The 11,350-nt window shown below is 67.7% G+C and carries 11 protein-coding genes; 6 read left to right on the forward strand and 5 right to left on the reverse strand.

Annotated elements, in window-relative coordinates:
- Positions 1–30 precede the first annotated feature (30 nt).
- A complete protein-coding gene (locus AAYO93_RS05195; protein WP_345763945.1) occupies positions 31–2,928 on the forward strand; it encodes a helix-turn-helix transcriptional regulator in 2,898 nt (965 codons plus the stop codon).
- Between the two features lie 23 nt (positions 2,929–2,951).
- On the opposite strand, the gene AAYO93_RS05200 is transcribed toward AAYO93_RS05195, so the two are convergent.
- The 3 genes from AAYO93_RS05200 to AAYO93_RS05210 form a co-directional block, all read right to left on the reverse strand.
- Entirely contained in the window at positions 2,952–3,845 is an 894-nt protein-coding gene (locus AAYO93_RS05200; RefSeq protein WP_345763946.1) for a DUF2510 domain-containing protein, read from the reverse strand.
- 183 nt (positions 3,846–4,028) lie between these two features.
- The gene (locus tag AAYO93_RS05205) at positions 4,029–4,406 is read right to left on the reverse strand and encodes a TraR/DksA family transcriptional regulator (RefSeq protein ID WP_345763947.1); all 378 of its coding nucleotides are present in this window, start codon (positions 4,404–4,406) and stop codon (positions 4,029–4,031) included.
- 22 nt (positions 4,407–4,428) lie between these two features.
- A complete protein-coding gene (locus tag AAYO93_RS05210; RefSeq protein WP_345763948.1) occupies positions 4,429–4,914 on the reverse strand; it encodes a glutathione peroxidase in 486 nt (161 codons plus the stop codon).
- 151 nt (positions 4,915–5,065) lie between these two features.
- On the opposite strand from AAYO93_RS05210, the gene AAYO93_RS05215 reads away from it, so the two are divergent.
- Entirely contained in the window at positions 5,066–6,115 is a 1,050-nt protein-coding gene (locus AAYO93_RS05215; protein WP_345763949.1) for an NADP-dependent oxidoreductase, read from the forward strand.
- 9 nt (positions 6,116–6,124) lie between these two features.
- Here AAYO93_RS05215 and AAYO93_RS05220 read toward each other — a convergent pair whose 3' ends face one another.
- Positions 6,125–7,051 (reverse strand): sulfurtransferase, encoded by a 927-nt coding sequence (locus tag AAYO93_RS05220; RefSeq protein ID WP_345763950.1) that lies wholly within the window; start codon positions 7,049–7,051, stop codon positions 6,125–6,127.
- Positions 7,052–7,120: 69 nt separating this feature from the next.
- Entirely contained in the window at positions 7,121–8,506 is a 1,386-nt protein-coding gene (locus tag AAYO93_RS05225) for an L-serine ammonia-lyase (protein ID WP_345763951.1), read from the reverse strand.
- A 149-nt stretch (positions 8,507–8,655) separates the two neighbouring features.
- Here AAYO93_RS05225 and AAYO93_RS05230 point away from each other — a divergent pair, with 149 nt between their 5' ends.
- The 4 genes from AAYO93_RS05230 (at position 8,656) to AAYO93_RS05245 (ending at position 11,321) form a co-directional block, all read left to right on the forward strand.
- A complete protein-coding gene (locus AAYO93_RS05230) occupies positions 8,656–8,892 on the forward strand; it encodes a hypothetical protein (RefSeq protein WP_345763952.1) in 237 nt (78 codons plus the stop codon).
- The gene (locus tag AAYO93_RS05235) at positions 8,885–9,358 is read left to right on the forward strand and encodes a Clp protease N-terminal domain-containing protein (RefSeq protein ID WP_345763953.1); all 474 of its coding nucleotides are present in this window, start codon (positions 8,885–8,887) and stop codon (positions 9,356–9,358) included. The genes AAYO93_RS05230 and AAYO93_RS05235 overlap by 8 nt, the downstream gene beginning before the upstream one ends.
- Before the next feature lie 131 nt (positions 9,359–9,489).
- Entirely contained in the window at positions 9,490–10,494 is a 1,005-nt protein-coding gene (locus AAYO93_RS05240; protein WP_345763954.1) for an ATP-binding cassette domain-containing protein, read from the forward strand.
- A complete protein-coding gene (locus tag AAYO93_RS05245; RefSeq protein ID WP_345763955.1) occupies positions 10,491–11,321 on the forward strand; it encodes an ABC transporter permease in 831 nt (276 codons plus the stop codon). The genes AAYO93_RS05240 and AAYO93_RS05245 overlap by 4 nt, the downstream gene beginning before the upstream one ends.
- The last annotated feature ends 29 nt before the right edge of the window (positions 11,322–11,350 follow it).

The following is an 11,350-nucleotide window of genomic DNA, read 5'->3' on the forward strand; positions in this document are numbered from 1 at the left end:
AACGTCGGTGGCTCGTGGCACGATGAAGCTATGAAGTCACCGGCGGCAAGCCCTTCGATGATCGGGCGCGAACCCGATCTCGAGATGCTTCGTGAACAGCTCGCAGAGAGTTCCGCGGGCGTCCCGCGGGCCGTCGTGCTCGGGGGAGAGGCCGGCATCGGCAAGACGCGCCTGCTCGACGAGTTCCGCGCCGAGGCATCGCGTTCAGCGCTGGTCCTGACCGGTCGAAGCGTCGACCTCGGCGCAGACGGCGCTCCGTATGCTCCCTTCACCGGGATCCTCCGGCAGCTGGCAGACGAGATCGGAATCGAAGCACTCCTCGACGCCGCGGGTCCGAGTCGCGGTGTTCTGACCGTGCTGCTTCCCGAACTGGGATCGATCGAGGGCATGCCTGCGCGAACGGGGGTTGAGCGCCTCTACGAACTCGTCACCGTGCTGCTCGAGAACGTCTCTCGTGAGAGCCAGCTCGTGATCCTCATCGAAGACATCCACTGGGCAGACGCCGCCACCCTCGAACTCGTGCGATTCCTCATCCGCATGCTCGCCGGCGGCAAGATCCTGATCGTGCTGAGCTACCGCAGTGACGAGGTGCTGCGCGGTCATCCGCTGCGCTCCTACCTGCCTGAGCTGGAGCGCACGAGGCGGGTCGTCCGCTGGGAGCTCGGGCGACTCGACCGATCGCAGGTCGCGGCCCAGTGCGAGCAGATCCTCGGGTGCCCGGCCGATGCGGCGACAGTCGACCGGGTCTACCAGTTGAGCGAAGGGGTTCCGTTCTTCGTCGAAGAACTGATCGGCATCGACCATCTCGGTACCGGCGACGACCTGCCCGAAACACTCCGGGAGCTGCTGCTCGCTCGCTACGAGAGGCTCAGCGAGCCGACGCAGCACGTGCTGCGGCTCATCTCCGCGGGCGGGGGCTGTGTCGATCACGAACTTCTCGCCGCTGTGTTCACGGGCACGCCGGAGGAGCTCGATGCGGCTGCGCGCGAAGCCGTGATCGCGAACGTGCTCACCACCGACGACAACGAATACTCGTTTCGCCACGCCCTCGTGCGCGAGGCGATCCACGCCGACCTGCTTCCGGGGGAGCGCGCGCGATTCCACACCCGCTATGCCGAGGCGCTCGAAGCCGGCCGGGGCGGTCCCCGGTCCGCGAGCGAGATCTCTTACCACTGGATGGCGGCGCACGATGTCGGCCGCGCTTTCGTGACGGCACTCGAGGCGATGGAAGAGGCGCGCGTCTCGTACGCGTACGGAGCTGCTGCGGCGATGGGCGAACGCGCGATCGAACTGTGGGACAGGGTCGCCGAGGCGGAGCAGCTGGCAGGCCGAAGCCGGGTCGAACTGCTGGCCCAGACCGCGTCCGCATTGCGTAACGCGGGCGAGAGCGATCGGGCGTTGTCGATGGTGAACGTGGCGATCGCTGAGGGCCCGGATGCGTCGGGCGCACGCTACGCGCGACTGCTCCGCGACAAGGCCCAGTACCTCGCAAACCTCAGTCGTCCGGGGTCGGCGCAGCTCCTCCAGCAGGCGCTTGAGCTGCTTCCCGACGACTCCGACGACGAGCTGCGAGCGCAGCTGCTCGGAGAGCTCGCCAGTCGACTGATGCTCGAGGCACGGTACGACGAGGCGATCGAGACTGCCACGCTCGCCTACGAGAAGGCACGCATGGGCGGCGCGACCGAGCGGATGTCGATCGCGGCGACGGTCCGCGGCGTCGCCCGGGTCGGCCACGGCGAAATCGCTGGAGGTCTCGCCGATCTCGATCAGGCGAGGACGCTCGCCGGCGACGATGGCGGGTCGCTGTTGCGTTACTTCGTCAACGCTTCCGATGTGCTGAACCTCCTCGGCCGGTACGACGACGCGATCGCCCTCGCTCAGGAGGGTGCCGAGCAGGCGCGCGAGCGCGGCGTCGAACGCACGTCGGGTGTGATGCTGTCGTCGAACACAGTCGAGCCTCTGCTGGCTGCCGGGCGGCTCGACACGGCTGAGGCGCTCCTCGATCCGGCCCTCGCCCTCGATCCGCCTCCGGGGTTCCGGGTGCATCTCCAGCGCATGAAGCTCTGGCTCACCCTGTGGCGCGGCGATCCCGCACAAGCCGACGAACTGCTGCGCGGCTGGCGTTCCGGAATGATCGTCCAGGCCGAGCTCGAAATGCAGTCGCGGCTCGGATTCGCACGCGTTGCGGCTGAGACCGCCTTCGCCCAGGGCGACCTGCAACGCGCCTGGAGCGACGCCGGTGCGATCACCTCCGCGACGCGACGCCGGATGCCCGCCTACGACCTGCCACTGCTGGGGATAGCCGCGCGCATCCTCGTCGAACTCGCGAAAGTCGATCCGACGATCGACTCAGCCGGCGAAGAACAGCGGCTTCGGGCGGTCCTGGCCGACCTCGCCGACTGGCCGACCGCGGCCGAGTGGCGCGCCGTGGTCGAAGCAGAGCTCAGCGGTGACCGGCACGACGGGTCGTCCGTTGCGGCATGGGATGCCGCGAGCCTGGCGGTCGACGTCGGCACAGCACCTGCACACCTGCGCCCGTACACGCGCTTCCGCCTTGCCCAGGCTCTCGCTGCGCAGGGCGACCGAGCGGAGGCTGAGGACGCCGCCCGAATCGCTCGTTGCGACGCCGAGCGGCTCGGACTCGGCCTCATCACGCGCTGGATAGACGACTTCGCCGCGCACGCCGGACTCGAGCTCGACGACGACCCGGTCAGGCGCTCACGTGGCGAGCTCGATCCGACACGTCTGACGGACCGTGAACTGCAGGTCCTCGCCCTCATCGAGCAGGGGCTCAGCAACCGCCAGATCGGCGAGCAGCTGTATATCAGCGCCAAGACCGCGAGCGTGCACGTCTCGAGCATCCTCAGAAAGGTCGGTGCGTCCTCACGTACCGAGGCGGTCTACCGCGCCGCTCACAGCATGCACTGAGCAGCCCTGGCTAGTCGAACGAGTTAGAAGCCGGGGGTGGCCGTCGCGGGCGCATACGACACCCGGCCCGCTGCGGAGACGCGGACTGCGATCGACTCGGTCCGGCCGATCGGGTCAGCAGCAGTGCACTGGAACGACGCACCCGGCTCGAGACTGACGCCCGACGTCGGGCAGGTCACCTTCGCAGCAACTCCGTGGGTTGCGTAATCGCTGGCGATCGTCGACTCGAGGGAATGGATCTGCTGCGGCAACACGGCCGCCTGGACGACCATCGACACGCCGAAGTCGGCACCGGCGACGAGCGCGATGTTGGCGAGCAGAACCCACAACGGAGCCCATCCCCGACCTGAGACGCGATGCACGCGCGCTCCCCGGGCGATGAGGTACGCGAGCGGGCTGAGCAGGACCCAGGCCCACGATGGCCGCTTGTCATAGCCGAGCTCGAGAAGTCGACGGCGGTCGCGCACCGCGAACGCGATCCACAGCAGGGGGATGAGCAGAACGGCCGCCAGCAGCACGTACCAGCGTGCTCCGACAGCGACAAGAACGCCGAGGACGAACGCAATGGCAACCGAGAACCACGGAGTGAAACTCATTGCCCAGACACCCGGAGTGCTCCAGTGCGTGGGACGCAGCCAGTCGCGGGCGGCGGGAGCGGCTGTCGACGTTCGATCGTGCCCGTCGGCGTGGCCACGCATCGGCACGTACTCGTTGCGACCCTGGGGGGAGGCTGTCGCGGCCGGAGCTGCCGCAGCGGGGGTGCTCTCGCGGAAACTCGGGCGCCCCGGGCTGGGGGCGGAGACCGCAGCAGCCGGAGCCTGCGTGTGCTCGGTCCAGCCCCGGCCATTCCACCAGCGCACCGCGGACGGGGACAGGGGATCTTCGTACCAGCCGGCGACAGGAGCCGACTCTGTCATCAATGTGCTCATCGCCTGGCCTCCCCACACGCACGACCGATCCGGACTCTCCGGTACGGGATACCGCGAGTCTAGGGAAACGGGGTGTAGGCACGGTGACCCCAAAGCGAGGGAACAGGCCGATTTCAGCTACCCCAATCCGAGGGCGGGCCCAGGGCGGGGTTCGGTGCGATTCGACCGACTTCAGACGGCCGAAGACCGTGCACACTCGATGCACAGGTCAGCCGTCGGACGGGCGTTCAGGCGGTCGATACCGATCGGCCCCCCGCACCGGGTGCAGACTCCGAACGTGCCTTCCGCGATCCGGGACAGCGCGGCATCGACCGCGTGCAGATCGGCCGCGGCTTCGCGTTGGACGGCATCGAGCCTCGACCATTCGAACGACAGGGTCGGCCCCTCCGGGTCGTGCTCGTCGTCGGCGCCGGCGTCGGATCGCGCCGTCAGCAGATCGCCCATCGACGCGGCGAGCGAATGCGCATCCTCGGCATCGATCGCGCGCCGCTGACGCAGGACGCGCTCGAATCGCGCGACCGTCGGTGAGGAAAGCCCTGACGCACTCATGGCGTCCGCCTCGTCTCCGCCGTCAGGCGACGGGAAGCGATGCCTCTATCAGCTGGAGGATCTCCGGCGCGTCCGGCTCCACCTGGGGGCGGAAGCGGTGCACGTCACCGGTCGGAGTGATGACGAACTTCTCGAAGTTCCACTTGACCTTGCCGGCTTTGCCGGTCGCATCCGGTGTCTTCGTGAGCTCGGCATACAACGGGTGCTGCGAACGGCCGTTCACCCGCACCTTCTCCATCATCGGGAACGTGACGCCCCAGGTCGTCGAGCAGTACTCCTTGATCGCTTCCGTCGAGTTCAACTCCTGGAGGAACTGGTTGCTCGGGATGCCGATGACCGTGAACCCCTGATCACCATAGGTTTCCTGCAACTGCTCGAGCTTTTCGTACTGCGGTGCGAGCCCGCAGCGCGAGGCCACATTGACCACGAGGATGACCTTGCCGTCGAAGGCGGCGAGCGAGGTCGGTTCGCCGTCGATGGTGTTGATGGGGATGTCGGTGAGACTCATGATGTGAGTTTATGCATTCACTGCAAGTATTCAAACGCATAGATGCGAACAATCCAGCCAAGTGTCAGTTTCGCTCACAGGAATCGGAGAAGACGGTCGCCCGGGTGCAGGATTGTGAGGGTCCACGAGACGAACGAAGACTGGAGAATTCATGACCGACGACCAGACCGCATCCACCGCCTCCGCGAATGCGAGTCCGACCAGCCGTCAATGGCAACTCGTGCGACGGCCCGTCGGATGGCCCGTGGACGAGGACTTCCGTTTCGTCACCGTCGAGCTTCCCGACCTGGCCGACGGCGAGATCCGCGTACGGAACGAGTTCGTGTCGGTCGACCCGTACATGCGCGGCCGGATGAACGACGTCAAGTCGTATTCGCCGCCCTACGTGCTCGGTGAGACGATGATCGGCGGTGCCGTCGGCCGCGTCGTCGCATCCCGGTCGGACACACACGCCGTCGGCGACCTCGTTCAGCACTTCCAGGGGTGGCGCGACGTCGCCCAGGGCCCGGCCGCCCACTTCCGCACCGTCGCAGAGGTGCCGGGCGTCCCCTCGTCGGCCTATCTCAGTGCCATCGGCATGACAAGCCTCACCGCCTGGGTCGGACTGCTCGTGATAGCCGAGATGCGCCCGGGTGACACGGTCTTCGTCTCCGGCGCGGCTGGAGCGGTCGGGTCGGCGGTGGGCCAGATCGCGAAGCTGCGGGGCGCCGCGCGGGTCATCGGGAGTGCCGGATCGGACGAGAAAGTAGCGCTGCTGACCGAGCGGTACGGGTTCGATGCCGCGTTCAACTATCGCGATGGGCACATCTCGCGCCAGCTGCAGGCGGCCGCACCCGACGGCATCGACGTGTACTTCGACAACGTCGGAGGCGAGCACCTCGAGGCCGCGATCTTCGCGTTCAAGGACGGCGGCCGTGCCGCGCTGTGCGGGGCCATCTCGGGCTACAACGCCGAGACCGCGGAGCCCGGACCGCGGAACCTGTCGATGATCACCACGAAGGGTCTCACCCTGCGCGGGTTCACGATCGGCAACTATCAGCACCATGCCGCTGATTTCGCAGCCGAGATCGCGCCGAGGGTCGCGTCGGGCGAGATCGTCTACGACGAGACAGTGGTCGATGGCATCGAGAACGCTCTCGGGGCGTTCTTCGGGCTGATGCGCGGCGAGAACACCGGAAAGATGGTGGTCCGCATCGTCTGAGCCGGTCGGTCAGGCGGCCACCCGAGCGAGCGGCGCGTCTTCGTCGTCCGCCCATTCGTTGAGCGAACCGTCATAGATCGCGACATCGGTACGCCCGAGCAGCGCGAGCACGAGGGCGTCGGCCGCGGCGGCGATCCCGCCACCGCAGTAGGTGACGATCGGCTCGGGCGAGGCGAGCACATCGGCGAAGACGGCACGCAGGCCGTCGAGAGGTAGCAGCGCATTCGTCTCCCGCGAGACCAGTCGGCCAGCCGGGGCGTTCACGCTTCCCGGGATGTGACCGAGCCTGCCCCGCTGCCCTGCCTCGCCCGCGAACTCCTTCGGGGGCACGGCGCAGACCAGGGTCGCCTGCTCATCGCCGTCGACGACTGCTTCGACGAACGACTTCTCCACCCAGTGGCCCGAGCGCTCCGCCGGTGTGAAGCCGGTGACGGTTCGGGGCTCGACGTGTCCGGTGTCGGTCGCGCGTCCCTCCGCCTTCCACTTGGTGAGCCCTCCGTCGAGGATCGCCACCCGGTCGTAGCCGAAGGCGCGGAACAGCCACCAGATGCGCGAGGCCCAGGTCCCGACCGCGGTGTCGTAGACGATCACCGTGGTCTGGTTGTCGATGCCGACGCCGGCTGCGGCTGCGGCGAACTGCTCGGCGGATGGGCGGCTGAACGCGTACGCGCCCGACGGGTCGCTGAATTCCTCGAGCAGGTCGGCGAAGACGGAACCGGGGATGTGGCCGTCGACGAGGTACTGGTCGAGTCCGCTCAGCCAGGCCAGGCCGCCGTGCGGGTGAGGAACCTGCAGCACGGTCGCATCGAGGATCACGAGGCCGTCGGAGCCGAGGTGGTCGGCGAGCCACTGTGTCGACACGGTCGGCCCGTCGAGGGCGGCGCCGACGATCGGGCTGGTCGAGGGGACGGCGGGGGATGCGGATGAGCTGCTCACGTCGTCCACGCTAGCCAGTGCGGGCGTGGCGCGCCTTCCGGGCCGCAACACGTCGTAACCAGGCGCCGGTCAGCACTCGATGACGTTGACCGCGAGACCGCCTTCGCTGGTCTCCTTGTACTTGGTGGACATGTCGAGCCCGGTCTGGCGCATCGTTTCGATGACGGTGTCGAGCGAGACGAGGTGGATTCCGTCGCCGTGGAGAGCGAGCCGAGCAGCCGAGACCGCCGTCGACGAGGCGATGGCGTTGCGTTCGATGCAGGGGATCTGGACCAGGCCGCCGACCGGATCGCAGGTGAGCCCGAGGTGATGCTCCATCGCGATCTCGGCGGCGTTCTCCACCTGCCGTGGCGTTCCGCCGAGTACAGCGCACAGGGCGCCCGCTGCCATAGCGCAGGCCGATCCGACTTCGGCCTGGCAGCCGCCTTCAGCTCCTGAGATCGACGCGTTCGCCTTGAAGAGCGATCCGATCGCGGTGGCCGTCAGCAGGTATTTGCGGATGCCCTCCTGCGACGCTCCGGGAACGAATCGCATGTAGTAGTGGGCCACGGCAGGCACGATGCCCGCGGCGCCGTTGGTCGGAGCGGTCACCACACGCCCGCCGGACGCGTTCTCTTCATTGACCGCCAGCGCGAACGCGTGAAGCCATTCGATGGAGGTGTCGCGCTCGGGCACGCGGTCCGCCGCCTCGAGGTGCTCGCGCAGCGCAGCCGCCCGCCGGCGTACGCCGAGGCCACCTGGAAGCGTGCCGTCGCCGGCCAGTCCGTGCGCCACGCACTCCGCCATCGCCTCCCAGATCAGGTCGAGCCGGTCGATCGTCTGCTGCTCGCCGTGCAGAGCGAATTCGTTGAGCCGGGCGACCTCGCAGATGGGGATCTCGAGGTCGTCGCAGATGCCGATGAGCTGTTCCGACGTGTGATAGGGCAGGGGATGCGCGGCGCGCGCGGCCAGTTCGGCCTCTTCGCCGTCGCGGCGGATGAAGCCGCCGCCGATCGAGTAGTAGGTCTCTTCGACGAGGGGGAGGACGTCGGTCGTCCCGTCTGGGCCGACACCCCACGCGCTCAGGCTGAGGGCGTTGGGGTGACCGGGAAGCCGGGTGCGCGGTTCGAACGAGATGTCGTCCTTGGCGATCGGGATGCGGTGAGTGCCGTCGAGGAGGATCGTCGAGTCGGCGTCGAGGCCGGTCCATGCTCCGCGGACCTCGGCAGGGTCACAGGTCTCCGGCGCGATTCCCGCCAGGCCGGCGACGATCGCATCGGGCGTTCCGTGGCCCATCCCGGTCGCTCCGAGGGAGCCGTAGAGCGTGCAGGTGACGTGGCTGACCTGCTCGAGGACGCCGACGTCGCCAAGCCCGGCGGCGAATGCGAGCGCCGCTCGCATCGGGCCGACGGTGTGGGAACTCGAGGGGCCGATACCGATCGAGAAGAGGTCGAAGGCCGAGACGTACGCTGTCACATTTCCAGTCTACGTTCCTCCCCGCGCAGGATTCGTGCGCGCATGAGCAGTGGAGCGCACGATTCCGCCGACAGCGCGAGATCGGCGTTTGCTGGGAAAATAGGCAACCGTAGTTGACAAATGGACTTGAAGCAACCTAAGTTGCTTGCATGCCTCCCATCACACCGGATCCGATCGGTGGAGTCGCAGACGGTCTGGCCTCAGTCGTCGCCCTCCGCGAACTCGCCGACCGGCTCGAAGACGCCGAAGTCGAACGCGCCCTCCGCGAGGGCTGGACCTGGATCCAGGTCGCCGAAGCCCTCGGGGTGACCCGGCAGGCCGTCCACAAGAAACACCTGCGCCGTATCGCGGACGCAGGCATCGAGCTGAGGAGACGAAATGGATGAGACCAACTTTCCGCGAACGCTCCGTCCGATCATCCTTCGTGCCGTGAGCGAAGCCCAGCGTCGCGGCGACAGCGCCGTCGAGGCAGAGCACCTCCTGCTCGCGCTGGCCGACGACAGCGAGAAGGAGCCGGCCGCGACGCTCGCCTCCGCCGGCCTCGACCACGCCGGAGTGATCCGGGCGCTCCGGGCCGAGCGTGCGGCGAGTCTCGCTTCCGCAGGAGTCGCACCGGTGCCCGAAGAACGTCTCGTATCGGCGGCGCGTGTCACGCGTCCGCGATGGGGTGCGTCGGCCCGGCAGGCGATGGTCATCGCAACCCGTACGCGGACGGGCCCCGAGCGTCGGCGCCGGCTGGCCGAGAAAGATCTCGCGATCGCCCTTCTCGACCTGCAGCTGGGGACCGTTCCCCGCGCACTCGCCCTGGCAGGAGTCGACCGTCAGGCGCTCATCACTGCACTCTCCGACTGACGACCGGCCGCCCGGAACGCGCATCCGCGTCGCTTTCACGCACCCGGCCGCGCTGTAAGCGTCACGTAAGTCGCTTGTAAGTGGTCGGCTGCACCATTGACATCGCACCAGAATCCACAGAAAGGATCATCATGACCAGCAGCTCCGACTGGGCTGTCGAAGCCCACGGGCTCGTCAAGGTCTTCGGCGACAACCGGGCGGTCGACGGCGTCGACCTCAGCGTCCGCGCCGGGACGGTCTACGGCGTGCTCGGCCCGAACGGCGCCGGCAAGACGACGACCATCAGCATGCTTGCGACACTGCTCAAGCCCGACGGCGGCACGGCCACGATCTTCGGCCACGACATTCGTCGCGAACAGCAGGTCGTCCGCCAGCTCATCGGCGTCACCGCGCAGTTCGCGTCGGTCGACGAGCGCCTCTCGGCCACCGAGAACCTCGTCATCTTCTCCCGCCTGCTCGGTCTCAGCCGCTCGGAAGCCAAGCGCAAGAGCGCGGAACTGCTCGAAGAGTTCGGGCTGAGCGACGCCGCGAAGCGTCCGCTGAGCAAGTTCTCGGGAGGCATGCGCAGGCGACTCGACCTCGCAGCCAGCCTCATCGCGCAGCCGCCGCTCATCTTCCTGGACGAGCCGACCACCGGTCTCGACCCGCGCACCCGCGCCCAGATGTGGGACACCATCCGCCGGCTCGTCGCAACCGGCTCGACGGTGCTCCTCACCACGCAGTACCTCGACGAGGCCGACCAGCTCGCCGACCGCATCGCCGTGATCGACCGCGGCCGCGTCGTCGCCGAAGGCACCGGTGACGAGCTCAAGGCCTCGGTGGGGGAGTCCTCCCTCCAGCTGCGCCTGGCCGACCGGGCCGACATGGAGGATGCGCGTCGCGCGATCTCCTCCGTGCTCGGCGTCGAGTCCGTCGTGTCACCCGAAGGCACACGGGTCACAGCTCCCATGCGCAACCCGGACACAGTCGCGGAGTTGCTGGTCACCTTCCGTGAGGCCGGCATCCACCTGACCGAGCTGTCCGTGCAGAAGCCGACGCTCGACGAGGTGTTCCTGACGCTGACCGGGCACGGCGTCGACGGCGAGAAGTCCGGCTCCGATGAGGACGCCGCAGAAGCAGAAAGGGTCAGCGCATGAGCGCCGTCACCGTCAACCCTCCGACGATCACCCCGCCGTCGGAGCGCAACCTCCGTAACCATGTGAGCATCCGGCAGACCTTCGCGAACTCGTTCACGATGGCCTACCGCGGCGTGCTCAAGATCAAGCGCACGCCCGAGCAGCTGTTCGACGTCACGCTCCAGCCGATCATCTTCACGGTGATGTTCGCCTACCTCTTCGGCGGCGCGATCGCCGGGGACGTGCAGAACTACCTGCCTCAGCTCATCCCGGGCATCCTCGTGCAGACCGTGATCACGACCTCGGTCGTCACCGGTGTGCAGTTGCGCGAAGACATGGAGAAGGGCGTGTTCGACCGCTTCAAGTCGCTGCCCATCGCCCGCATAGCCCCGCTCGCCGGTGCGCTGCTGGCCGACACCATCCGGTACGCGATCGCTACGACGATCACCTTCACCGTCGGTTTCATCATGGGGTACCACCCGGCCGCAGGCTTCGGCTTCGTCGTCCTCGCCGGGATGCTGGTGATCATCTCGTCGTGGGCCATCAGCTGGATCTTCGCCTTCTTCGGCGTGATCGCGCGGAGCGCGAGCTCGGTTCAGGGCATCTCGTTCCTGGTGCTGTTCCCGCTGACGTTCCTCTCGAACGCGTTCGTTCCGGTGAACACCCTGCCCGAGATTCTCCAGTGGTTCGTCAACATCAACCCGGTCTCCCACCTGGTGACCGCGGTGCGCGACCTGGCCAACAACGGCACGTTCGGGGCCGACGGCTGGTGGGCGCTGCTCGGTGCTGCTGTGATCGTGGTGGTGTTCGCACCCATGACGGTGCGAGCCTATATGCGCAAGGCCTGACACCAAGCACTACCGACCGAGGGCTCCTC

The sequence above is a fragment of the Diaminobutyricibacter sp. McL0608 genome (assembly GCF_039613825.1).
Classification (GTDB): Bacteria; Actinomycetota; Actinomycetes; order Actinomycetales; family Microbacteriaceae; genus Diaminobutyricibacter.